The organism is Mycobacterium zoologicum (assembly GCF_020181635.2).
In the GTDB taxonomy this organism is placed as follows: Bacteria; Actinomycetota; Actinomycetes; order Mycobacteriales; family Mycobacteriaceae; genus Mycobacterium; species Mycobacterium zoologicum.
Window position 1 is genome coordinate 104,436 of the sequence record NZ_JAYJJS010000009.1, and the last position, 23,441, is coordinate 127,876.

A 23,441-nucleotide genomic window follows, 5' to 3' on the forward strand; every position below is an offset into this window, starting at 1 on the left:
GGAAACCGCTGGACCTCCTTCTCCGCCTCTCGGGACGGATCGTTAAAGGATGTCGAACTGCCGGGTAGCCTAGCACCCGCTCGGGCCGCCGCGCCCATGGCGTCGATAGCCTGGGCAGGTGAATCTCGACCCGAACCAGGCGTCCCTCCGCGAGGCCTGCGACGCCGGTCTGCTGTCCGGAGCGGTCACCCTGGTGTGGCAGCGCGGGCAGGTGCTGCAGGTCAACGAGATCGGCCACCGCGATGTCGGAGCCGGACTGCCGATGACCCGCGACACGGTGTTCCGGATCGCCTCGATGACCAAACCCGTCACGGTGGCTGCCGCGATGATCCTTGTCGATGAAGGCCGACTGCGCCTGACCGATCCGATCGCGCACTGGCTACCGGAGTTGTCCGCGCCGCAGGTGCTGTCCGATCCGGCCGGCCCCTTGACGCAGACCGTACCGGCCCGGCGGCCGCTGACGGTCGAGGACCTGATGACGCACCGCTGCGGTATCGGCTACGGGTTCTCGGTGCCCGGCCCGATCGCCCGGGAGTATCAGCGGCTGCCGTTCGGGCAGGGTCCCGACGCCTGGTTGACCGCTCTGGCCGCGCTGCCCTTGGTGGATCAGCCCGGCGAGCGGGTCACCTACGGCCACGGCATCGACGTGCTGGGCGTGCTGTTGTCGCGCATCGCGGGCAAGCCGCTGCCGCAGGTGCTCGACGAGCGGATCCTGGGTCCGCTGGGCATGGCCGACACCGGCTTCTGCATCTCCCCGGAGAGCCGCCGGCGCAGCGCAACCATGTATCGCGTCGACGGCGACACGCTGCGCGACGACGCGATGGGCCCGATGCCGATCACCATGCCGGCCTTCCCCAACGCCGGCGGCGGGCTGATGTCCACCGCTGACGACTATCTGTCATTTGCGCGAATGTTGTTGGCGGACGGCATGTTCGACGGAACACGGATATTGTCGGAGTCTTCGGCACGGGCCATGCGCACCGACCGGCTCACCGACGACCAACGCCGGCATCCGTTTCTGGGGGCACCGTTCTGGGTGGGCCGCGGGTTCGGGCTGAACCTGTCGGTGGTGACCGACCCGGCGAAATCCCGGCCGCTGTACGGCCCCGGAGGTGCGGGTGCGTTCAGCTGGCCGGGCGCCTACGGCACCTGGTGGCAGGCCGATCCGTCGGCGGATCTGATCCTGATCTATCTGGTGCAGAACTCCCCGACGCTGTCCACCGAGGCGGCCGCGGCGATCGCCGGAAACACCGCGGTGGCCAAACTGCGGATCGCGCAACCGAAGTTCGTGCGCCGCACCTACGCGGCGCTGGGCCTGTGAGCTAGAGGCTCGCCCCCGCACGGCGAGCCTTGTCCAGAGCCGCTTCGCGCATGTGTGCCCGCTCCTCGGGAGTCCACCGCGTGGTCGGCTCGAACACCAGGGTCTGGACGCTGTAGCCGAGCATGGTGAACACATACTCCAGATAGGGCCGCTGGAAGTCCTGCAGGTCGGCGCGATTGCCGTCGTAGGCGCTGGAACGGGTCAAGATGAGTTGCACCGGCTTGCCCTCCCCCAGCGTCCCCACATGTTCGCCGCGCTCGTTGAGTGTGAAGCTGGCCATCGGTTGCACGATCACGTCGATCCAGGCCTTCAGCGCATGCGGCACATGCCAATTCCACATCGGTGACGACACCACCAGCCGGTCGAACGAGCGGACCCGGTCGATCTCGGCCAGCACCTGCGCCCAGATCTGCTTCTGCTCCGGGCTTCGCCGCTCGCCGTAAAGCGGCGCGAACTTGGCGAGTGCGGCATCTCGCCCGAACACCAGCATCTCGTCGGTCCACACCGAGAACCGCTGCACCTCACCGACCGCGGCGGCAGGCGCGGCATCCAAGAAGGCCTGGGCCAGGGTCGACGACAGCGAATGTTCCTGTTTCGGGCTGGCTTCCACCCACAGCGTTCTCATTGAGGCCATCAGATCATCGCGATCGGGGAGATCTTCACGCCGACCTCCAGCGCACCCGCCAGCTCGCGTGCCACGTCGTAGTCGAACACCACATGTCCGCAGATGATGTCGACGTCGCGTTTGGCGCGCTGCATCGGATTGGTCAGGAAATGCACGCTGGCGCCCGATGATTCGAGCAGATCGGCGATCACCGCCCGTGACTCGTGCACGATGTGGGCGGCGCCCGCGCGGGCGTCGGCCCGCATGGCCCGTCCGATCCGGTCACCGGCGTCGACCGCGCCCTGCAGCCCACCCACCGTGTCGTCGAGCAACCCGCGCAGGGCCCGCAACCGGACCCGGGCATCCCCGAGGCGAATCTGCGCAGCGGGCTGATTCTTCTGCGCCGCACCGGAATAGGCCAGCACCCGCTCGGACAGGCGCTGCGCGAAGAGGTCGGCGACCCGCTCGGCCGAGCCGAGCGCGGGCATCGCCGCGACCAGTGCCAGGGCCGGGACCATCGGCCACCGGTAGGCCGAGGCGTCGTGCAGTGCCGCGCCCGGCGCGGTGCCGGAGTAGATGTCGACGACTTTGACCAGGCGGTGGGCAGGCACCCAGGCGTCGGTGACGACGACGTCGTTGGAGCCGGTGGCGCGCATGCCGGCGGTGTGCCAGACGTCCTCGACGGTGATGTCACCGGCCGGCAGCAGCGCCAGCGCCGGGTAGGGCGCGTCGTCAGGCCCGCAGATCGCGCCGACCAGGATCCAGTCGGCATCCATCACCCCGGTGGCCCACGACCACCGTCCGGACAACCGGATGCCTTCACCGTCGGGCACCCCGCGGCCGGTCGGGGCCAGCGGTGCCGGGCAGCGCACCGGCCCATTGGCGAACACCTCGTCCTGGGCCTGCTCGCCGAACAGCGCCAGCATCCAGTTGTGCAGGGTGTAGAAGCCCAGCGTCCAGGCACTGGAGGCGCAGCCGTGCGCCATTCGCCGGATCGGGTCGAGGATCTGGCCGAAGTCGGCCTGCTCGCCGCCGTAGCGGGCCGGCAACAGCAGACCGGCCAGCCCGGAGACTCGGTAGTCCTCGAGGGTTTCGGCCGGAAGCCGGCGCAGCTCTTCAGCCTCGGCGGCGCGTTGCGCCAGGGCCGCGATGAAGGCATCGGTCACACCGTAGTCCGTGCTGACTGTCATGCCCGGACGCTACCATACCTTTTAGTATGGACGGTATGGATCAGTGCCGCAGCATCACATCCACGAACTTCTCGCGGCGTTCCGCGGCAAGCCGGCCCGGGCGTGAACCGGACAGGTGCAGAAACCCGATCCCGGCGGCGAAAGTGGCGCCCGCACGCATCTCGGCCTCCTCGGCGTCAAAGCCGTAGTCGAGAAACACCTGCCGAACCGCCTTGTGTACCCGGCGATCCGAGGCACGCACCGCTTCGGCGACGCTGGGCTCCGACCGCGCCCACTCCCGCATCGCGCGCTCCAGCATCCAATGCCGCGGGCCCACCAACGAATTCATCATCGCGACCAGTCGCTCACGCGGCGGCAGCGCATCCATCGCGTCGAAGTCACCGCGGTCTGCGTCCCGCACGGCCGCCCAGGTGTCGACCAGGGCCTGCCGATAGGCCTTCAGGTCGGTGAAATGCCAGTAGAAGCTGCCCTTGGTGACCCCGAGCCCCCGGCAGAGCCGGTCAATGGTCAGGGCCTTGATGCCCTCTGAGGCCAGCAGTTCGAAGCCGGCCTGCACCCAGTCCTGCACCGACAGGCGGGCATTGGTTCCATAGCCGGCGGAGTCGGAGGCAGCCATGGCGAGTCAGCGTACTGACCCCGGATGCGGGTGCGTCCGGTTTCCGCGGGCTGGGCCGCGAGCGTGCAGCCGGGTCTGCCTAGGCGCGACGCCCACACTAGCCTCGGGTGTCGTGGAGCTGTTGATCGCCACCAATCCCAATGCGGATTCCCGGCTGCGTTATCTGCTGCGGTTGCCGCTGGATGGCGGGCAGGTGTTCGCCACCTCCGACGTCTGGCCGCGCACCAAGGCGCTGTACTGTCATCCGCTGTCCGCGGACTATTGGCCCGACGAGCCGGCGATCGTCGAATCGGTCGAACTGCGCTCCTGCCGGCGGCGCGGCGCCGCGATCGATGTCGTGGCTGCCCGGTCGCGGGAGAATCGCTCCCAGCTGGTCTTCACCACCGCCCGCGGCCGCGACGTCGTGTTCTGGCAGAGCCCGCGCACCGCCAAGCAGTCCCGGCCCGGGGTGCGCACCCCCACCGCTCGGGCCGCGGGCATCGCCGAGCTGGCGATCATCGTCGACTCCCACGAACGCTACGGCTACGATTTCGCCGGCAAACCGGTGACCACCAGCCGCCGCGCCCTGCCCTGCGGGGACTACGGGCTGACCATCGAGGGCCGACTACTGGCGGCAGTCGAACGCAAATCTCTGGCCGATCTGGCCAGCTGTCTGCTCACCGGGACGCTCAAGTACCAGCTGACCGAGCTCGCCGCGCTGCCCCGCGCCGTCGTCGTCGTCGAAGACCGGTTCTCGGAGATCTTCACCCTCACCCATGCCCGGCCCGCTGCGATCGCCGATAGCCTGGCCGAGCTGCAGGTGGCCTTCCCGAACGTGCCGATCGTGTTCTGCCAGACCCGCAAACTGGCCCAGGAGTACACCTACCGGTATCTGGCCGCCGCACACACCTGGGCGGCCGACAACAGCTACGCCGCAACCACGTTGGGTCCTGAACCTACGATCGTCGCCGCCCCGGCTCAACCCGGGCCCAGCAGCGCCGAGGTCCGCGCGTGGGCGCGCTCTGCCGGTCTTCCAGTGTCGGACCGGGGTCGGCTGCGGCCCGAGATCATCGAAGCGTGGCGGGATCGGCACGGGTGATGCCGCTCAAGCCGGGCCACGAGCGCGCCCAGAATGTCACCGCAGACGGCGTGTCGGCGGACAAACACGCGCGCTCGCGGGAGAAAGACGTCAGCCGAACCGGGCCAGCGCCTCCTGGGTGAACACCGACAACCCCAGGTCGGGGTTGTAGCCGTGGATCTCCTTGACGTCGAGTTCGGTCAGGAAGAACAGGATCTCCTTGGAGATCACCTGCCCGGGGACCAGGACCGGGAACCCCGGCGGATACGGCACCACGAAGGTGGTGGACACCAGCTTGGCGCCGTCGGCGACGCGCAGGGCGGCGTCGGTGATCAACACGTGCTCGCGATCGGACTCCTCGTAGCCGCCGTAGAACGCCGACCGCATGTCGCCGAACGGGCTCGCTTCGTCGGGCCGGAACACGTCGGCGAACTCGCTGAAATCCGGCAGCGGCGGCAGATCCCCGGTGATCTCGGCGACGCGACGCTGCTGCAGCGCCCGGTCGTCGGTGCTGGCGGCGTTCCAGGCGCGATCCAGGTCGGTGGCGACCCGGCGCAGCGCGTCGAGCAGGTAGTGCACGCTGGACCAGGTGACCCCGATGGTGAAGATCAGCAGCACGGAATTTATCGAAGTCTTGTTGATCTGAATTCCGAACTGGCCCATGAGGATCTTCTCGCGGAAGTCGTAGCCGTTCATCCCGGTCTTGCCGACGAACAGCGTGACCCGGGTGGGATCGAGCACGAATTCGTCGGAGCGCCAGGCCTCGTTCCACTCCGCCAGCGCACCCTGGCGGACCTGACGGTAGGAGCTCACCGTCGACGCCCGGAACCGGTCGGGCACCAGGTCGTCCTCGTCGAGGATGCGGAACCACTTGCCGATCAACCGGTCCTTGCGGACGCGGTGGCGAAACACCAGCGCCATGTCGTAGACCCGCCGGACCATCTGGAACCCTTCGATGTCGACCTGCCGTCGGGCCAGGTCCAGCGATGCCAGCAGCTGCTGATTCGGCGAGGTCGAGGTGTGGGTCAGGAACGCCTCGGTGAACGACTCGCGGGCCAGGGAGTTGAAGTCCTGATCGCGCACGTGGATCATCGACGCCTGCCGCAGCGCGGACAGCGACTTGTGGGTGGAGTGGGTGGCATAGACGCGTATCCGGGTGCCGGGGGCCGGCAGCAGCCGATGCTCGGTCCATTGGGAGCGCTCGACCCCGGCCATCGCGTCACACCACGCCCGGTATTCCGCGGCGTACTCGGCTGAATTGATCTTGGCCTCAAGCCGTTCGGCGGCGACCATCGCGGTGCGTTGCCGGGCCCACGGCACCGCGGTGGCGAACGCGTACCACGCCTCGTCCCACAGGAAGCAGATGTCCGGCTTGATCGCCAGAATCTCCTCCATCACCCGTTGCGGGTTGTAGACCACCCCGTCGAAGGTGCAGTTGGTCAGCAGCAGCATCCGCACCTTGTGCAACTGACCGGCGGCCTCCAGGTCCAGCAGCGCGCGCTTGATCGTGTGCAACGCCACCGCTCCGTAGATCGCGAACGGCGCCAGTGGGTAGGCGTCCAGGTACATCGGGTACGCACCGGCCAGCACCAGGCCGTAGTGGTGGGATTTGTGGCAGTTGCGGTCGATCAGCACGATGTCGCCCGGCCGGGTCAACGCCTGCACGACGATCTTGTTGGCCGTGGACGTGCCGTTGGTGACGAAATAGGTGTGGTCGGCATTCCAGGTCAGAGCGGCTTTGTCCATCGCCGCCCGGATGTTGCCGTGCGGGTCCAGTAACGAGTCCAATCCACCTGAGGTGGTGGATGTTTCAGCCATGAAGATGTTTCGGCCGTAGAACTCTCCCATGTCCTGTAGGGAGCGGGAGTTGAAGATGCTGGCTCCGCGCGCCACCGGAAGCGCGTGGAACTGACCGACCGGCTCGGCGGCATAGGCGCGCAACGCATCGAAAAATGGTGTCGCATAACGCTTCCGAATGCCGGCCAGCACGGTGCTGTGCAGGTCGGTGACGTCGTTGAGCCGGTAGAAGGTGCGGTCGTAGACGTCGGGTTCGGCCTGGGTGTCGGCAGCTATCGACTCATCGGTGAGCAGGTAGAGGTCGATGTGCGGACGCAGCAAGCGGATCCACTCGCCACACTCGATGGCATCACGGCCGCAGTCGACGATCCCGGCGTCGTCGGTGGCCCCCAGCAGGGTGTTCATCAGCGGCACTCGGTCGCGCGACCGCAGCGGCAGGTCATGGCGAACGATCGCGGCCTGGATCTCGCCGTTGAGCGCCACCGCGGTCACGGCGTCCTCCACGCTGGACACCACCAGCAGCTCGATCTGCACCTCGTCGTCGGCATTGCGCAGCTCACGCAGGCATTCGGCCAGGCACTCGGGGGCGTTCGGCGACGAGTCGTCGGCCAAAAGCACCGTGTAGAACTGCTGGTGGCGGGCCGCCGCCACCAGCTCCTGGTCCGACAGCGGTGAGCCCAGGTCGAACAGCGCCGCCCGGTCGCCGTAGTCCGACAGCAACCGCACGACCAGGGAGACGTGCTCGGTGAGTGAGACCGTGGCCATCGACTCGAGGTAGCCGCGGAATGTCGCCAGGTTCGCCGCGCCCGGGAACAGCCAGTACCGCTCGTAGGCGCCGATCCTGTCCAGCAGGCGTTTCACCTGGGCGGCGTGATGGGCGGTGTCCAGCCCGGTCCGGTCGGCCGCGGCGAGTTGCCGGCAGGCGTCGTCGAGCAGGTTCCAGGTGTCGACCCTCGAGTACGACGGATTGGCCACCGCCGCCAGCGCCGACACCCTGAGCCTGCGCCCTCGCCCGTCACTGCCAGACGTCATAGGGCCAGTGTGGCCCGCTTCATCGCGCGATGGGGTGCTTTCGCCGGGGGTGGGGTCCGGTGGGCGCGCAAGGGCACAACGGCCTGCGATCCACCTGCTAAATACCGTGGGCGCGGGTCGGGGGCGTCGGTAGCCTCGGTCAGGTGGGCAACATCGCCGAGATCGACACCTATACCGCCGCGCTGGCCGGCGCACAGACCGCGCAGGAGGCCTGCGATCGCCTGAGCGCGGCCGGATTCGCCGCATCGGTGGCCGGCGAATCGGTCACCGTCGACGGCGGTGAGATCACCGCTGAGCCGTTCGAGGGCGTCAACAAGATCGGCGACACCTTCTACCTGTGGTGCCTGCGCGACAGCGGCGGCGAGCTCGCTCGCTGTGTAGCACGCGGGCCGCAGGGCAGCTGTCCCCCGCGGCACTGAGGCGAACTATTCGGGCTCAGCGGGCTCGGCGGGTTCGGTTGGCTCGGTACTCTCGACGGACTCCCGGACCGCCCGCGACGCCGCACGCAGCTGCGGGGTCACCAGCATCACCTGGCCCAGTACGCCGTTGACGAAGCCCGGCGACTCATCGGTGGACAGTTCCTTGGCCAGCTTCACCGCTTCGTCCACGGCGACCGGCTCCGGTACGTCTTCGGCGTGCAACAGCTCCCAGATCGCCACCCGCAGGATGGCCCGGTCGACGGCCGGCAGACGCTCCAGCTTCCAGCCCTGCAGGTGGGAGGTGATCAGGTCGTCGATGTGAGCACTGTGGGTGCTGACACCATTGGCCACCGTGAGCGTGTAGGGGTGCAGCGCCGCGACGTCGGGCTGCTCGGCGGCCAGCGCCGCCCGCAGCTGTGCGCCCTCGGCCGGTGTGAGTCCCCGCGCCTCGGACTCGAAGAGCAGGTCGACCGCACGCTTACGCGCCTGGTGCCGGCCTTTAACCGGCTTGCCAGCGGGCATGATCAGGAGTTGACCCGTCCCAGGTAGCTGCCGTCGCGGGTGTCGACCTTCAGCTTGTCGCCGGTGTTGATGAACAGCGGCACGTTGATCTGGGCGCCGGTCTCCATGGTGGCCGGCTTGGTGCCCGCACTGGAGCGGTCGCCCTGCAGGCCGGGCTCGGTGTTCGCGACGACGAGCTCGACGCTGACCGGCAGCTCCAGGTACAGCGGTACCCCGTTGTGGAAGGCGATCTGCACCAGCATGCTCTCCAGCAGGTAGTTCGCCGAGTCGCCGACCAGCGCCTCGGGCAGCGGATGCTGCTCGTAGTCCTCGCTGTCCATGAACACGAAGTCGTTGCCGTCGCGGTAGAGGTAGGTGGCGTCGCGGCGGTCGACGGTGGCGGTCTCCACCTTCACACCGGCGTTGTAGGTCTTGTCCACGACCTTGCCCGACACCACGTTCTTGAGCTTGGTGCGCACGAAGGCCGGGCCCTTGCCCGGCTTGACGTGCTGGAACTCGGTGATCTGCCACAACTGGCCGTCGATCACCAGTACCAGGCCGTTCTTGAAGTCAGCGGTTGAAGCCACGGTCGTTCACGTCTCCTAGAGAATGGTCAGTTCCTTGGGGAACCGAGTCAGCAGGTCCGGGGCCTGCCCGGCAGTATCCGCGACCACGAGCGTGTCCTCGATGCGGACGCCGCCACGATCAGCCAGATAGACGCCGGGTTCCACAGTCACCACAGCACCGGCAAGCAGTGTACCGTCGGCCGTCGCATTGATCCCCGGCGCTTCGTGTATCCGCAACCCCACCCCGTGGCCGAGGCCGTGGCCGAAGCTTTCCCCGTAGCCGGCATCGGCGATCACCGTGCGCGCCGCGGTGTCGACGTCACGCAATCCCGCGCCGGGTACCAGCGCCATCCGGCCGGCCCGCTGGGCGTCGGCGACCAACCGGTAGATGTCCCGCTGCCAGTCGGCGGCCGGGCCCAGCACGAAGGTGCGGGTCATATCCGAGTGGTAGCCGGCCACCAGCGCACCGAAGTCGATCTTGACGAAGTCGCCGGCGGCCAGCACCGCGTCGGTGGGCCGGTGATGCGGGATCGCCGAGTTCTCACCGGCCGCCACGATGGTCTCGAACGACGCGGCGTCGGCACCGTGGTCGAGCATCAGGGCCTCCAGGTCCCGGCGGACCTCGCGTTCGGTGCGCCCCGGCCGCAGTCCGCCGCGCTCCACCAGGGCGCTCAGCGCGGCGTCGGCGACCTCGCAGGCCCGCCGCAGCAGCACCACCTCACCGGCGTCTTTGACCTCGCGCAGCGCCTCCACCGCACCCGAGGCACGCACCAGCGTCACCTGAGACGTCTCGGCCGCGACCGCGCTCAACGCCTCGAATCCGTCCACGGTGACGACGTGGCCCTCGAACCCCACCTGGCGCGCCCCGGCGGCACCGCAGTCGAAGGCCTGCGCCACCAGGTGCGTGGCCGGCGCCCGTTCGATGGCAATCTGCAGATCAGGGGCTTGCCGGGCGGCCTGGGTCCGGTACCGGCCGTCGGTGGCCAGCACCGCGGGACGGTCGTCGGCGTAGACCAGTAGGGCGCCCGCGGAGCCGGTGAACCCGGACAGATACCGCACGTTGACCAGGTCTGTGACCAGCATCGCGTCCAGTCCGGTGGCACCGATCGCGACGCCCAGACGCGCTCTACGGGAGCAATGTGTCACGCGGTGTGACGGTACTCGCTACGCTGTGGCCCCATGAGCAAGTGGTTACTTCGCGGTTTGGTGTTCGCAGGCCTGATGGTCGTGGTCCGTCTGATTCAGGGCGTGCTGATCAATACCTTCGAGTCGCAGGCCGGTTTGATCAGCCTGGCGCTGGTGGCGCTGTTCCTGGTTCCGGTGCTGTTGTGGGGTCTGTCCGACGGCCGGGCCGATGCCAAGGCCAACCCCGATCCGGACCGCCGCGAGGACCTGGCCATGACCTGGCTGGGTGCCGGGCTGGCTGCCGGGCTGATCAGCGGCCTGGTGTCCTGGCTCATCGGACTGTTCGACAAGTCGCTCTACGTGAGCACCTTGTTCAACGAGCTGACCAGTTTCGCGGCGTTCACCGCACTGCTGGTGTTCGTGCCCGGGGTGGCCGCGGTGGCACTGGGACGCCGTGGCGTCGACAAGGGCTACGCCAAGATGCCGGTTCGGCACCACGGCCTGGCCGCCGAAGGCCAGCCGGCGCCCGCCACGGATGTGTTCGCCAGCGTGGGTGCCCTGCCCACAGCCGCCGAGGCGGCTGCGCAAACGGCCACCGCTGCCGACACCGATGCGACACTGGGCGGCGAGGCCGCCGGCTTCACCACCGAGGAGATTCCCGCCGTCACCGACGACACTCCGGAGAAGCCGGCCGACTGAATCAGGCTTCGGCCAGGTAGCGCAGCGCCAGCAGGTAGCCGCGCACACCCAGGCCGGCGATCACCCCGGTGGCGATCGGGCTCAGGTAGGAGTGCCGCCGAAAGTCTTCGCGGGCATGCACATTGGAGATGTGCAGCTCGATCAGCGGCGCCCGCAGCTCGGCGCAGGCGTCGCGCAGCGCCACCGAGGTGTGAGTCAGCCCGGCGGCGTTGAGGATCACCGGTTCGGCCGCATCGGCCGCGGCGTGGATCCACTCCAGCAGCTCGGCTTCGCTGTCGCTCTGGCGCACCGATACGTCCACACCCAACTCGGCCGCCGCGCTCTCGATCAGCGCCTGCAGGTCCGCATAACTGCTGTCGCCGTAGATATCCGGCTCACGCCGGCCGAGCCGTTGCAGGTTCGGTCCGTTGATGACGTTGATGCGGTTCACCGTCGCTCCAATCGGAATCGCCGGCCCACCTCGTCGTAGGCGGCGGCCAGCAGCATCGGGTCGGGTCCTTCGAGGCGGCCCGGTTTGGCCAGCCCGTCGAGTACCACGAAGCGCAGCACCCCGGCCCGATTCTTCTTGTCCCCCATCATGTATTCCAGCAGCGCCGGCAGCGCGCCCTCGTAGTAGTTGACCGGAAGGCCCAGCGAGGTCAGGATCGAGCGATGCCGATCGGCGGTCTGGTCGTCGAGCCGTCCGGTGATGCGACCCAGTTCCGCGGCGAACACCAACCCGACCGACACCGCGTCGCCGTGGCGCCACTGGTAGTTCTCCAGCGCCTCGATCGCGTGCGCGAGAGTGTGTCCGTAGTTCAGGATCTCGCGCAGATTGGACTCTTTCTCGTCGGCGGCGACCACCTCGGCTTTGACGATGATCGCGCGCCGGATCAGTTCGCCGAGCACCTCGCCCTTGGGGTCCATCGCGGCTACCGGATCGGCCTCGATCAGGTCCAGGATCACCGGGTCGGCGATGAAGCCGGCTTTGACGATCTCCGGCATGCCCGCGACGATCTCGCGTTGCGGCAACGTCTCCAGGGTGGCCAGGTCGACGACGACGGCGGCCGGCTGATGAAACGCACCGACCAGGTTCTTGCCCGCCTCGGTGTTGATACCGGTCTTGCCGCCGACCGCGGCGTCGACCATCGCCAGCAGGGTGGTCGGCACGTGCACGATCGAGATGCCGCGCAGCCAGGTGGCCGCGGCGAACCCCGCGACGTCGGTGGCGGCGCCGCCGCCGAGACTGACCAGCGCGTCGCGACGGTCCAGCCCGATGCGGCCCAAAACGTCCCAGATGAAACCGAGCACCTGGAGCGACTTGCCCTCCTCGGCGTCCGGGATCTCGATACGGTGCGCCTCGATTCCCTTGCCGGACAAGTAGTCTCGGATGCCCTCCGCGGTGGCTTCCAAGGTCGGCTGGTGCAGGATGGCAACCTTGTTCCGGCCGGCCAGCAGCCCGGCGAGGTCACCGAGCAGGCCGGTGCCGACCACCACCGGATACGGCGGATCGGTGGCCACCGTGACGGTGGTCGGCTCATGGATCTCGGTCACTTGCGTCCTCCGGTCTGTCGCGCGGCCAGGGTGGCCGGGGTGGGCGGTGCATCGGTGGGCACCGCTGTGGGCTGGGGCCCGGTGGCCGGGCCGGTGCGCCCGGCGGCCTCCAGCCGGGTCACGATATAGCGCACCACCGCACCCGGGTTGCGGCGGTTGGTGTTGACCCGGATGGTGGCCACCCGCCGGTACAGCGGAACCCGCTGGGTCATCAGCTCGCGGAACTTCTCGGCACGTCCCGGCCCGGCCAGCAGCGGCCGGGCGGTGCTGCCGCCGGTGCGGCGCACCCCTTCGGCCGCGGTGATCTCCAAGAACACCACCGTGTGGCCGGCCAGTGCTTCGCGCACGCCGGGGCTGGTGACGGCGCCTCCGCCCAGCGACAGCACACCCGAATGTTCGGCCAGGGCCGCCCGAATCACCTCTTCCTCGATGCGGCGGAATTCCGGTTCGCCGTCGGTGGCGAAGATGTCGGCGATGGTGCGGCCGGTGCGGGCCTCGATGGCCGCGTCGGTGTCGAGCATCTCAACACCGAGCGCTTTGGCCAGCCGCCGCCCGATCGTGGACTTGCCCGCTCCGGGCAAGCCCACCAGAACAGCTCTGGGCGCCACGACCTACCCCGATGCCCGGGCCTGGTCGTCCCCCGGCACACGGTCGGCAACCGATCGCAGGTACGCGTCGATGTTGCGGCGGGTTTCGGTCAGTGAGTCGCCGCCGAACTTGTCCAGCGCGGCACGCGCGACCACCAGTGCCACCATGGCCTCGGCCACCACGCCGGCGGCCGGTACGGCGCAGACGTCAGAGCGCTGGTGGATCGCGACGGCTTCCTCGCCGGTCGCCATGTCGACGGTGGCCAGCGCCCGCGGGACAGTGGAGATCGGCTTCATAGCCGCACGCACCCGCAGCGGCTGGCCGTTGGTCATGCCACCCTCCAGGCCGCCGGCCCGGTTGGTGGAGCGCACGATCCCGTCGGGGCCGGGGTAGATCTCGTCGTGGGCGGCGCTGCCGCGCCGGCGGGCGGTGGTGAAGCCGTCGCCGATCTCGACGCCCTTGATGGCCTGAATGCCCATGATGGCGGCGGCCAGCTGGCTGTCGAGGCGGTCGTCGCCGCTGATGAACGAGCCCAGCCCGATCGGCAGGCCGGACACCACCACCTCCACCACCCCGCCGAGCGTGTCGCCGTCGGCTTTGGCCGCCTCGATCTCGGCGATCATCGATTCCTGCGCGGCGGCGCCGAACGCCCGCACCGGGCTGTCGTCGATGGCCGCCAGATCCGCGGGCTGCGGCACCGGACCGTCATAGGGCTCCGACGCCCCGATGGAGATGACGTGCGAGATCACCTGAACGCCCAGCGCCTGGTCCAGGAACGCCCGGGCGATGGTGCCGGCGGTGACCCGGGCGGCGGTCTCGCGTGCACTGGCCCGCTCCAGCACCGGGCGGGCGTCGTCGAATCCGTACTTGAGCATGCCGGCGAAGTCGGCGTGGCCGGGCCTCGGACGGGTCAGTGGTGCGTTGCGGGCCCCGCCCTCACTGTCGAGGCGCGCCGGGTCCACCGGGTCGGTGGACATCACCGTCTCCCACTTGGGCCATTCGGTGTTGCCGATCTCGACGGCGATCGGGCCGCCCAGGGTGATGCCGTGGCGCACCCCGGACAGCACGGTGACGGCGTCGGCCTCGAACTTCATCCGGGCGCCGCGTCCGTAGCCCAGGCGGCGGCGGGCGAGCTGGGCCGCGATGTCATCCGAGGTGACGGCGACTCCGGCGACCATGCCCTCGACCATGGCAACCAGCGCACGACCGTGTGATTCCCCGGCGGTTATCCAACGCAACACGTGTCCCATCTTCCCATGCCGGTCTGGCCCATCCGGGCTTGGAGGACGTTACGGTTGCTCACACGCACCATAGGCGTGTGTCGACCACCGGGGATCGACCCCGGTGAGGCTCAGGAGCCGTTCTTGAGGATCAGATAGGTGACGGCGTCACGCCCGTTGCTGGGCGAGGTCACCGCGTTGAGCTGACTGCCCGCATTGCCGACCACGCTATCCAGGATCCGGTCGAAGTCCTCGGCGGAATTCTGCGGGTCGATCAGCACCAGCGGCGACTCGCCGGGCGCGGCGGAGCCGGCCGGGTCCAGCAGGTATGCGCCGTATGCGTCGGCATTGCCGGAGGTCTGCGCGAACAGGTCCAGCCACTGCACAGTGGCGTCGTTACCCTCGGCACTGGACAGCGCAACTGCGGGAACCTGCACGTCAGGCAGGGACGGCGACGCCATGTTGGTGGCCACCACCGCACCGGCGATCATGACCGCACCAGCGGCGAATCCCCCGATTACTCCACGCTTCACGGTCACCACCCCCTAATGGTCACAGCCGGTCAGCAGAGTTCAATCACTTGATCTTACGCTAATAGCGTCCTGAGCGGCAAGCCAATTCTGGCAAGGCCGGTCACGGCATTAACATGGCGACCGTCAATACATCGCCAGACCCGCTGCCACCACGCTGGCCAGACACATCGACGGCCCGTGCGGCACTGTCCGCGAGCGCCGCACCGCCAGCACGAACAGTGCCCACAACCCCGTGAGCAGCGGCGCGGCAACCGCCGCCAGCAACCACACGTCGGCACCGAACGCGCCGGTCAGCGCGCCAAGGCTGACCGCGAGCTTGACGTCGCCGGCACCGAGCCCGTCGGGTGCGATCAGGTGCACCACCAGATAGACCGCCGACAGGCCCGCCGCACCGGCCAGCGCCGCCGGCCCGCGGCCCACCCAGAACGCAACCGCCGGCATCGCTATCGCCGCCGGCAGCGTCAGTGCGTTGGGCAGCCGCCGACGGCGGATGTCATAACCGCTGAGGGCCGTGAGCCAGCCCAGGACCAGGCCCGCCACCACCGCATGCATGGCGTCATGTTCAGGCCGGGGCGTCGAGCGCGCAAGTCATCTCCGCCCGCGGTGCGGGCCTCCCAGTGAACAGCTCGACCTGGGTGAACGCCTGATGCAGCAGCATCTGCAGACCACTGATCACCGTTCCGCCGGCCGCGCTCACCGCAGCCGCCAAGGGCGTCGGCCACGGGTCGTAGAGGGCGTCGAGCAGCACCGGCACGCCCGCCAGCAGCAGGGTGTGCCGCGCCGCGACGTCGGCGGGAACGGTGCTGACCATCACCGCCGCGGCGCCGGCCACCTCGGCCAGGCGCACCTGGTCGTCCAGCGCGCAGTGAGCGGCCGGCACCGCGAGCTCGGCCGCCAGGCGCACCAGCCGGGCCGCCTTGTCGGCGTTGCGGGCGACCACGCTGATGTGGCTGACCCCGAGTTCGGCCAGCGCCACCACCGCGGCCGGGGCGGTGCCGCCCGAACCCAGCACGATCGCCCGGGTCCCCGAGACGTCACCGGCGGACTGCAGTGCGCCGCGCACCCCGTCAACGTCGGTGTTGTCGGCCAGCCATCCGGTCTCGGTGCGCACCAGGGTGTTCGCCGAGCCGATCCGCTCGGCACGGAAAGTGCGTTCGTCGGCGAACGCCAGCGCCGCGAACTTGCCGGGCATGGTCACCGAAACGCCTACCCACTGCGGGGAGAATCCGGCTACCAGCGCAGGCAATTCCGCTGCGCTGCACTCGATTCGGTCGTAGGTCCAGCCGTCGAGCCCCAGCGCCCGGTAGGCGGCCAGGTGCAGCTGCGGCGAGCGGGAGTGGGCGATCGGCGAGCCCAGCACGGCCGCCTTGCGGGGCCCGGGATCAGCGGGAACTGTCGAGGACACCGTTGCCCAGCGCCAACTCGATGTTGCTCAGGTGCTCCTGATAGTTGTGGGTGAACAACGTGGTGCCGTCCTTGTCGATCGTCACGAAGTACAGCCAGTCCCCCGGCTCGGGGTGCTCGGCGGCGTGCAGGGCCTCGATGCCCGGCGAGCAGATCGGGGTGGCCGGCAGTCCGTCGGAGGCGTAGGTGTTCCACGGGGTCACCTTGGCCCGGTCTGCGTCGGTGGTGGCCACCTCCTGGCGGTCCAGCGGGTAGTTGACCGTCGAGTCGAACTCCAGGCGCTGCGGCTCGCCCAGCCGGTTGTCGATCACCCGGGCCACCTTGGCGAAGTCGTCCGGCAGGGCTTCACGTTGCACCAGCGACGCCACCACCAGCAACTCGTACGGGGTCATGCCCAATTGCTCGGCGGTGGCGGGCAGGTTGGACTTGGCGAACTCGGCGGAGCTCTGACCGATCAGCTTGGTCAGCACCGTCGCAGCCGGGGCGGTCGGGTCTACGTTCCAGGTGCCCGCGGTGATCAGGCCCTCGATGCGCCGGTGGTCACGGCCCATCTTGGTGACCGGGCCGACGGCCCACTCCGGTACCGACAGTGCCTCCGGGGTCTCGGTCTCGGCGGCACGCTTGAGATCTGACACCTTGAGGCAGGTCCGCTCGCCGTTGAGGTCCAGGCAGCTGGCCTCGGCGATCAGCGAGAACACCCCCTGAGTCACCGAGTTGTTCGCCAGGACGGTGACGTCGTCGAGCTGGCGGCCCTCCGGGATCACCAACTTGCCCACCCGGTTCTGCGGGTCGACGAGTTGCTCGACAGCGGTGGCGACCGGAAGTTCGGCCTTCAGCCGGTAGAAGCCGGGCTGGATCGCGGCGATCGCGGGGTTGCTCTGTGCGGCATTGAGGAATGTGTCGGCGTTGGCGATCACCCCGGCGTTGAGCAGGGTTTCGGCGATCGCGGAGGTGTAGTCGCCCTCATGCACCTCGATCAGCACCTGCTGACCGCCCTCGCCGGTGTAGTCGACGGGCGGCCCGGAGTTTCGAAAATACTTGGCGCCCAAGAAGACTCCGGCGAGCGTCAGCAACACGGCCAGCGCCGCGCCCAGCACGGTGACCAGCCGGCGGTTTCTGCCCTCCCGGCGCTCGCGGGCCCGCTCGGTGCGACTCTTCGTCGACGGTGCGACTGCCACGGGCATAGCCCTTTCCGTCGGCCGCTGCGGCGCAAGCACCTCGGTGGCCGGCTCCTCGTCGTCGACTTCCCCGTCGGGCATGTGCTCGTCGGCAAAGTCGTCATCACCGAATCGGTCATCGACGAATTCCTCGTCGGCGAACCGATCGTCGACGAAGTTCTCGTCGGTGGAGTGGTCGTCGACGAAGCCCCCGTCGGGCACCATCTCGTCGGGCGACATCTCGTCAGGCATCGTCATTTCCCATCGGCGCTGCCGGGGCCACTGTTTGCGAGGCCCGGCGCTGATCAAGCCAGCTCTGCAGGATCGTCACCGCGGCCGCCTGGTCGATGACGGCCCGTTGATTCTTGGCCCGGACCCCGGCCTCCCGCAAGGAGCGCGCCGCTGCAACGGTGCTGAACCGTTCGTCGGCAAGGCGTACCGGCGCCGTCCGGTGGCGCTGGGCCAGTGTCCCGGCCAGGTCCTCGGCAACCGTGATCGCGTCCTCGGCTGCCGACCCCGCACGGTCAGCCAGCGTCCGGGGCAACCCGACCACCACCTCGACCACATCGTATTCATCGGCCAGGTCGGCCAACCGTCGCAGGTGCGAGCCGGATGCGTTGCGGCGGACGGTCTCCACCGGCGTAGCCAGCAGACCGTCCGGGTCGCTGCACGCCACCCCGATGCGCACCTTGCCCACGTCCACACCCAGCCGTCGTCCGCGGCCGGGATCGCCCGGCCCACCCGGGCGGTCCGGGCTGCGACGCTGCAGTGCACTCACCCCTTGGCACCCCGCTCGACTGCTGAGCGGACCGCCGCCAGTGCGGCATCGATACCGGCCGGATCCTTGCCGGAGCCCTGCGCTAGATCCGCTTTGCCACCACCGCGCCCGGCCACCGCCGCGGCCAGGTCTTTGACCAGTTCATCGGCCCGCAATCCGAGTTCCTGCGCGGCGGGGTTGGCGGCGACCACGTAGGGAACGCTGTCATCCCCGTCGGCGATCAGCGCCACCACGGCCGGGTTCTCGCCCAGCTTGCCGCGGATGTCGCCGGCCAGCGAGCGAAGGTCGCCACCGCCGACACCGCTCGCCATCCGCTGCGCCACCAGGCGCACGTTACCGATTTGTTCGGCCCCGGTGGCCGCATTGGCCGCCGCGGCGCGTGCATTTGCCAGCCGCGCCTTCTCGATCTCCTTCTCGGCGGCCCGCAGCCGCTCGACGAGGTTGGCCACCCGCGCCGGCACCTCCTCCGAGGGCACCTTCAGCGACGACGCCAGGCCGGCCATCAGTGCGCGCTCCTTGGCCAGGTGCCGGAACGAGTCCAGCCCGACGTAGGCCTCCACCCGGCGCACCCCCGAACCCACCGAGGATTCGCCGAGCAGGGTCACCGGTCCGATCTGCGCGGAGTTGCCCACGTGGGTGCCGCCGCACAGCTCCAGCGAGAACGGCCCGCCGATCTCGACCACCCGGACCTTCTCGGGGTACTTCTCCCCGAACATCGCCATGGCGCCGCGGGCCTTGGCCTTCTCGAGTTCCTCGGTGAACGTGTGCACCTCGAAAGCGGCCTGGACCGCCTCATTGGCGACCTCCTCGACCTGACTGCGCTGCTCATCGGTGAGCGCGCCCTGCCAGTTGAAGTCGAACCGCAGATAGCCCGGCCGATTCAGCGAACCGGCCTGAACGGCATTGGGCCCCAGCACCTGTCGCAGCGCGCCGTGCACCATGTGGGTGCCCGAGTGGCCCTGCGTGGCTCCCTTGCGCCAGGCAGCGTCGACCGCCGCGGTGACGGTGTCGCCCTCGACGAACTCACCCGCGTCGACGTTGACCGTGTGCACGAACAGCGTCTGGGCGATCTTCTGCACATCGGTGACGGTGGCCAGTGAAGATCCGGCCGGTCCTGCGCTTATGGTGCCGGCGTCGGCGATCTGCCCACCCGCCTCGGCGTAGAGCGGGGTGCGGTCCAGCACCAACTCGACACGGTCCGTCCCTGCATCGCCGTGCGCCACCACCGGCACCCGCCTGCCGTCGACGAAGATGCCCAGGATGCGGCCTTCGGTGGTGAGCTCGTCGAAGCCGGTGAACTCGGTGGGTCCGGCGTCGATCAGCTCCCGGTAGGCGCTCAGGTCGGCGTGGGCGTGCTTGCGGGCGGCGGCGTCGGCCTTGGCGCGCTGGCGCTGCTCGGCCATAAGTTCGCGAAAGCCTGCCTCGTCAACGGACAGGCCGGCCTCCGAGGCCATCTCCAGGGTCAGCTCGATCGGGAACCCGTAGGTGTCGTGCAGCGTGAACGCATCACTGCCGGACAGCACCGTGACCCCGGCGGATCTGGTGGCCGCCGCCGCGTCGTCGAACAGCTTGGAGCCCGACGCCAGGGTGCGGTTGAACGCGCCCTCCTCGGCGACCGCGATCCGGTTGATCCGGTCGAAGTCGGTGACCAGCTCCGGGTACGACGGGCCCATCGCGTCACGCACGCAGGCCATCAGGTCGCCGACGATCGGGCCCTCGACGCCCAGCAGTTTGGCCGAGCGGATCACCCGGCGCAGCAGCCGGCGCAGCACATAGCCGCGGCCGTCGTTGCCGGGGCTCACACCGTCGCCGATCAGGATGGCCGCGGTGCGGGAGTGGTCGGCAATGATCCGGTAGCGCACGTCGTCGGCGGCGTTGCCTGCGTCATAGCCCCGCGGCGCGCGGATGGCGACCAGATCGATGACGGGCCGCACCAGGTCGGTCTCGTACACGTTGTGCACGCCTTGGAGCAGGAACGCGACCCGCTCGATGCCCATCCCGGTGTCGATGTTCTGCCGCGGCAGCGGACCGAGGATCTCGAAGTCGTCCTTGGAGGTGCCCTCGCCGCGCTCGTTCTGCATGAACACGAGGTTCCAGATCTCGATGTAGCGGTCCTCGTTGGCGACCGGACCGCCGTCGACACCGAACTCCGGCCCACGGTCGTAGTAGATCTCCGACGACGGGCCGCACGGCCCGGGGATGCCCATCGACCAGTAGTTGTCGGCCATGCCGCGGCGCTGGATGCGTTCGGCGGGCAACCCCGCGATCTCCTGCCACAGTGCGATGGCCTCGTCGTCGTCGAGATAGACGGTGGCCCAGATCCGTTCGGGGTCAAGGCCGTAGCCGCCGTCTTCGACGCTGCCGGTCAGCAGGGTCCAGGCCAGCTCGATCGCACCGCGCTTGAAGTAGTCGCCGAACGAGAAGTTGCCGGCCATCTGGAAGAAGGTGTTGTGCCGGGTGGTGATGCCGACTTCGTCGATGTCGGGTGTGCGGATGCACTTCTGGATGCTGGTGGCGGTGGCGTACGGCGGGGTGCGCTGGCCGAGGAAAAACGGTACGAACTGCACCATGCCGGCGTTGATGAACAACAGGTTGGGGTCATCAAGGATCACCGAAGCGCTGGGCACCTCGGTATGCCCCGCCTTCACGAAGTGATCGAGGAAGCGCTTCCTGATCTCGTGTGTCTGCACTGTGTATCGCTTCCCGCCGTGTCGCAATTTTGGACGGCCCTACAGTACCGGTCTGCCGATCGCGGCCGTCGTAGGCAATCACCCCAGCCTACGGACGCCGCCGCGGTGAAAACCCGTTGTCGCTGCGAAACGCGTTGCTACGCTCACCTGAGTCTTTCGACCTTGGGAACTTGCGATGCCAGGAATGTCCTTCTGCGGCACCAGCGCCGTGATCCTCAGCGCCGGCCTGATCGCGCCGGCTGCCGCACCGGCATCGCCGGTCCCCACCGTGCTCTCCATGCCGGACGTCGCGCTGAAGGCCCAAGACATCGTCCTCGACCTCGTTCGACATGCAGAGGACCTGGCCCCCGCCAACTCGCGAATCCCGTTCTCCCCCGAGTTCCCCGGAGCGGGCATCAGCGATCTGGGCAAGCAGCAGGCGATCGACACCGCCAACCAGATCTTCGGCCAGGTCGGCGGACCCGGCCATGTCGCCGGCCTGTTCTCCGGACCGGACACCGACGCCCAGGACACCGCGGTGCCGTTCGCCGCGCTACAGGGCCTGGACCCACAGATCCTCAACGGGCTCGTCGAGGTCGACGGCGGGATCTTCGCCAACCAGCCGGTGCTCAGCCTCGGCGGGATCTACTACGACGTGGCCGTGGTGCTGTGGATGCTGGGCCTGGTCAACGCCTTTCAGATTCCGGGTGCCGACGAGTACAACGGGGTGGTCGTCAACGACAACTACACCGAGGCCGTCAACGCGATGTACACCGCGGCAGTGGCCAATCCGGTGGTCGGCGACGACGGCAACATCACCGCCGTGGGCTACACCAGCGAAGCGTCGATGATGATCTGGACGATGCTCAACGTCAAGAACCCCGATCCGATGGCGCTGGTCAACGAGCTGATCGCGTCGTTGCAGAACGGCGGGTCGCCGGGGCTGGTCCCCAACGCCGGCCTGATTCAGCTCGCGGGCAACCCCGAGGACGGCTGGACGCTGGTGAGCTGGGCCGGCCAGCAGGTCCCGGAGAATCCGGGCGTCCTAGGTGATCTGTTCCTGATCTGGCGCGAGCTGGCGCTGCCACCGCAGGTGGCGTTCGGCCACATCCTGGACGCCTTGGCATCCGGTGATTCGGTGGCAGTGGCCGCGGCGTTCTCCGACGGGCTGGCCGGCATCTCCGCGGGCCTGGACGCCGTGCCGGACACGATCACCAACCTGTTCACCGACCTGGCCGCCGACACCTGGTGAGCTAGCGGCGCCGGATGATGGCGCGCAACTTCGCCAGCCGCCCGCCGATCTCGCGTTCGTTGCCGCGGCCGGTGGGCTGGTAGTAGTCGGTGCCGACCAGGTCGTCGGGCGGATATTGTTGCGGCACAACACCATCCGGGTGATCGTGCGCATAGCGGTAGCCGACGGCGTTGCCCAGCGCCTGCGCACCCGAGTAGTGGCCGTCGCGCAGGTGCGCCGGGACCGCCCCGGCCTTGCCGGCCCGGATGTCGGCCATCGCCGCACCGAGTGCGGTGGTCACCGCGTTGGACTTCGGCGCGGTGGCCAGGTGTACGCAGGCATGCGCCAGGGTCAGCTGCGCCTCGGGCATCCCGATCAGTGCGACGGTCTGCGCGGCGGCGACCGCGGTCTGCAGCGCGCTCGGGTCTGCCATCCCGATGTCCTCGCTGGCCAGGATCATCAGCCGGCGGGCGATGAAGCGCGGGTCCTCCCCCGCGGTCAGCATCCGGGCCAGGTAGTGCAGGGCGGCATCGACGTCAGAGCCGCGGATCGACTTGATGAACGCGCTGATCACGTCGTAGTGCTGGTCGCCGTCGCGGTCGTAGCGCACCGCGGCCTGATCCAGGGATCCCTCGACGATCTCCACGGTCACACGCTGGCCCGCCTCGGCCGCGACTTCCAGTGCGGTCAAGGCCCGGCGGGCGTCGCCGGCGGCCAGCCGAACCAGCAGATCGACGGCATCCGGCGTCACCTCGATGCGTCCGCCCAGGCCGCGCTCGTCGTCGATGGCGCGCCGCACCACCGTGGCGATGTCCTCGGGCCCCAGCGGCCGCAGCTGCAGGATCAGCGACCGGCTCAACAGCGGGGCGACCACCGAGAACGACGGGTTCTCGGTGGTGGCCGCGACCAGCAGCACCACCCGGTTCTCCACCGCGGCCAGCAACGCGTCCTGCTGAGTTTTGGAGAACCGGTGCACCTCATCGATGAACAGCACGGTCTGCTCGCCGTACGCGGCCGCGCGTCGCGCGGTGTCGATCACCGCGCGCACCTCTTTGACCCCGGCGCTCAGCGCTGACAGGGCCTCGAATCGTCGTCCGGTGGCGCCGGAGATCAGCGAGGCCAGGGTGGTCTTTCCGGTGCCGGGTGGGCCGTAGAGGATCACTGAGGCCGCCCCGGAGCCGTCGACCAGCCTGCGCAGCGGGGAGCCCTGTCCCAGCAGGTGATCCTGGCCGACCACCTCGTCGAGCGAGGCCGGGCGCATCCGCACCGCCAGCGGAGTGGAGGTGCTGCTGGGTTCAGGCGCCGGGGCACCGGTCAGGTCGAACAGTCCGTCGGACACGCCTTCAGGCATACCACGGGTGTCCACATGATCGTGAGGTGTGGCAACGGGTGTCGGACCGA

General features: G+C 69.0%; 23 protein-coding genes. 5 read left to right on the forward strand and 18 right to left on the reverse strand.

Features of this window, described 5'->3' with window-relative positions; genetic code table 11:
- Window positions 1-118 precede the first annotated feature (118 nt).
- A complete protein-coding gene (locus K6T84_RS10015; RefSeq protein ID WP_225400182.1) occupies window positions 119-1,321 on the forward strand; it encodes a serine hydrolase domain-containing protein in 1,203 nt (400 codons plus the stop codon).
- A 1-nt stretch (window position 1,322) separates the two neighbouring features.
- Here the strand turns inward: K6T84_RS10015 and K6T84_RS10020 are convergent, their stop codons facing one another.
- The 3 genes from K6T84_RS10020 to K6T84_RS10030 are packed head-to-tail and all read right to left on the reverse strand — an operon-like array spanning window position 1,323 to window position 3,731.
- A complete protein-coding gene (locus K6T84_RS10020) occupies window positions 1,323-1,946 on the reverse strand; it encodes an FMN-dependent NADH-azoreductase (RefSeq protein ID WP_224860717.1) in 624 nt (207 codons plus the stop codon).
- 8 nt (window positions 1,947-1,954) lie between these two features.
- Window positions 1,955-3,115, reverse strand: a complete 1,161-nt coding sequence (locus tag K6T84_RS10025) for an acyl-CoA dehydrogenase family protein (RefSeq protein ID WP_225400183.1) — start codon at window positions 3,113-3,115, stop codon at window positions 1,955-1,957.
- A gap of 40 nt (window positions 3,116-3,155) precedes the next feature.
- Window positions 3,156-3,731, reverse strand: coding sequence for a TetR/AcrR family transcriptional regulator (locus K6T84_RS10030; RefSeq protein WP_225400184.1), 576 nt, complete (start codon window positions 3,729-3,731; stop codon window positions 3,156-3,158).
- Window positions 3,732-3,843: 112 nt separating this feature from the next.
- On the opposite strand from K6T84_RS10030, the gene K6T84_RS10035 reads away from it, so the two are divergent.
- Window positions 3,844-4,809, forward strand: a complete 966-nt coding sequence (locus tag K6T84_RS10035; protein ID WP_225400185.1) for an ERCC4 domain-containing protein — start codon at window positions 3,844-3,846, stop codon at window positions 4,807-4,809.
- A gap of 90 nt (window positions 4,810-4,899) precedes the next feature.
- Here the strand turns inward: K6T84_RS10035 and K6T84_RS10040 are convergent, their stop codons facing one another.
- A complete protein-coding gene (locus K6T84_RS10040; protein ID WP_225400186.1) occupies window positions 4,900-7,617 on the reverse strand; it encodes an aminotransferase class I/II-fold pyridoxal phosphate-dependent enzyme in 2,718 nt (905 codons plus the stop codon).
- A gap of 143 nt (window positions 7,618-7,760) precedes the next feature.
- On the opposite strand from K6T84_RS10040, the gene K6T84_RS10045 reads away from it, so the two are divergent.
- Complete coding sequence (locus K6T84_RS10045; protein ID WP_225400187.1) at window positions 7,761-8,036, forward strand: hypothetical protein; 276 nt, start codon at window positions 7,761-7,763, stop codon at window positions 8,034-8,036.
- A 6-nt stretch (window positions 8,037-8,042) separates the two neighbouring features.
- Here the strand turns inward: K6T84_RS10045 and nusB are convergent, their stop codons facing one another.
- The 3 genes from nusB to K6T84_RS10060 are packed head-to-tail and all read right to left on the reverse strand — an operon-like array spanning window position 8,043 to window position 10,249.
- Window positions 8,043-8,558, reverse strand: a complete 516-nt coding sequence (nusB, locus tag K6T84_RS10050) for a transcription antitermination factor NusB (RefSeq protein ID WP_225400188.1) — start codon at window positions 8,556-8,558, stop codon at window positions 8,043-8,045.
- A 2-nt stretch (window positions 8,559-8,560) separates the two neighbouring features.
- Window positions 8,561-9,124, reverse strand: a complete 564-nt coding sequence (efp, locus tag K6T84_RS10055; RefSeq protein WP_224860731.1) for an elongation factor P — start codon at window positions 9,122-9,124, stop codon at window positions 8,561-8,563.
- Between the two features lie 15 nt (window positions 9,125-9,139).
- Window positions 9,140-10,249, reverse strand: coding sequence for a M24 family metallopeptidase (locus tag K6T84_RS10060; protein WP_225400189.1), 1,110 nt, complete (start codon window positions 10,247-10,249; stop codon window positions 9,140-9,142).
- Between the two features lie 33 nt (window positions 10,250-10,282).
- On the opposite strand from K6T84_RS10060, the gene K6T84_RS10065 reads away from it, so the two are divergent.
- Entirely contained in the window at window positions 10,283-10,927 is a 645-nt protein-coding gene (locus tag K6T84_RS10065; protein WP_225400190.1) for a B-4DMT family transporter, read from the forward strand.
- 1 nt (window position 10,928) lies between these two features.
- Here K6T84_RS10065 and aroQ read toward each other — a convergent pair whose 3' ends face one another.
- The 10 genes from aroQ to alaS form a co-directional block, all read right to left on the reverse strand.
- Window positions 10,929-11,357: a type II 3-dehydroquinate dehydratase gene (gene aroQ / locus K6T84_RS10070; RefSeq protein ID WP_224860737.1), complete on the reverse strand. Its 429-nt coding sequence runs from the start codon at window positions 11,355-11,357 to the stop codon at window positions 10,929-10,931.
- Complete coding sequence (gene aroB, locus K6T84_RS10075; RefSeq protein ID WP_225402019.1) at window positions 11,354-12,451, reverse strand: 3-dehydroquinate synthase; 1,098 nt, start codon at window positions 12,449-12,451, stop codon at window positions 11,354-11,356. The genes aroQ and aroB overlap by 4 nt, the downstream gene beginning before the upstream one ends.
- A 5-nt stretch (window positions 12,452-12,456) precedes the next feature.
- Complete coding sequence (locus K6T84_RS10080; RefSeq protein WP_224860739.1) at window positions 12,457-13,068, reverse strand: shikimate kinase; 612 nt, start codon at window positions 13,066-13,068, stop codon at window positions 12,457-12,459.
- A gap of 3 nt (window positions 13,069-13,071) precedes the next feature.
- Window positions 13,072-14,289 carry a chorismate synthase gene (aroC, locus tag K6T84_RS10085; protein ID WP_224860741.1) on the reverse strand — a complete coding sequence of 406 codons (1,218 nt, stop codon included), beginning with the start codon at window positions 14,287-14,289 and terminating at the stop codon, window positions 13,072-13,074.
- 110 nt (window positions 14,290-14,399) lie between these two features.
- Window positions 14,400-14,801, reverse strand: coding sequence for a hypothetical protein (locus K6T84_RS10090; protein WP_224860743.1), 402 nt, complete (start codon window positions 14,799-14,801; stop codon window positions 14,400-14,402).
- Between the two features lie 123 nt (window positions 14,802-14,924).
- Window positions 14,925-15,353 carry a prepilin peptidase gene (locus K6T84_RS10095; RefSeq protein ID WP_224860745.1) on the reverse strand — a complete coding sequence of 143 codons (429 nt, stop codon included), beginning with the start codon at window positions 15,351-15,353 and terminating at the stop codon, window positions 14,925-14,927.
- Between the two features lie 10 nt (window positions 15,354-15,363).
- Complete coding sequence (locus K6T84_RS10100; RefSeq protein WP_225400191.1) at window positions 15,364-16,206, reverse strand: shikimate dehydrogenase; 843 nt, start codon at window positions 16,204-16,206, stop codon at window positions 15,364-15,366.
- Window positions 16,184-17,389: an endolytic transglycosylase MltG gene (gene mltG, locus K6T84_RS10105; RefSeq protein WP_224865818.1), complete on the reverse strand. Its 1,206-nt coding sequence runs from the start codon at window positions 17,387-17,389 to the stop codon at window positions 16,184-16,186. The genes K6T84_RS10100 and mltG overlap by 23 nt, the downstream gene beginning before the upstream one ends.
- Window positions 17,390-17,606: 217 nt before the next feature.
- Window positions 17,607-18,140 carry a Holliday junction resolvase RuvX gene (gene ruvX / locus K6T84_RS10110; protein ID WP_224860749.1) on the reverse strand — a complete coding sequence of 178 codons (534 nt, stop codon included), beginning with the start codon at window positions 18,138-18,140 and terminating at the stop codon, window positions 17,607-17,609.
- Window positions 18,137-20,830 (reverse strand): alanine--tRNA ligase, encoded by a 2,694-nt coding sequence (alaS, locus tag K6T84_RS10115; protein ID WP_225400192.1) that lies wholly within the window; start codon window positions 20,828-20,830, stop codon window positions 18,137-18,139. Before alaS ends, ruvX begins: the two co-directional genes overlap by 4 nt.
- Before the next feature lie 175 nt (window positions 20,831-21,005).
- Between alaS and K6T84_RS10120 the strand changes: the two genes are divergently transcribed.
- Window positions 21,006-22,061, forward strand: coding sequence for a histidine phosphatase family protein (locus K6T84_RS10120; protein ID WP_225400193.1), 1,056 nt, complete (start codon window positions 21,006-21,008; stop codon window positions 22,059-22,061).
- 1 nt (window position 22,062) lies between these two features.
- Here the strand turns inward: K6T84_RS10120 and K6T84_RS10125 are convergent, their stop codons facing one another.
- Window positions 22,063-23,391 (reverse strand): replication-associated recombination protein A, encoded by a 1,329-nt coding sequence (locus K6T84_RS10125; RefSeq protein ID WP_224860755.1) that lies wholly within the window; start codon window positions 23,389-23,391, stop codon window positions 22,063-22,065.
- Window positions 23,392-23,441 lie beyond the last annotated feature (50 nt).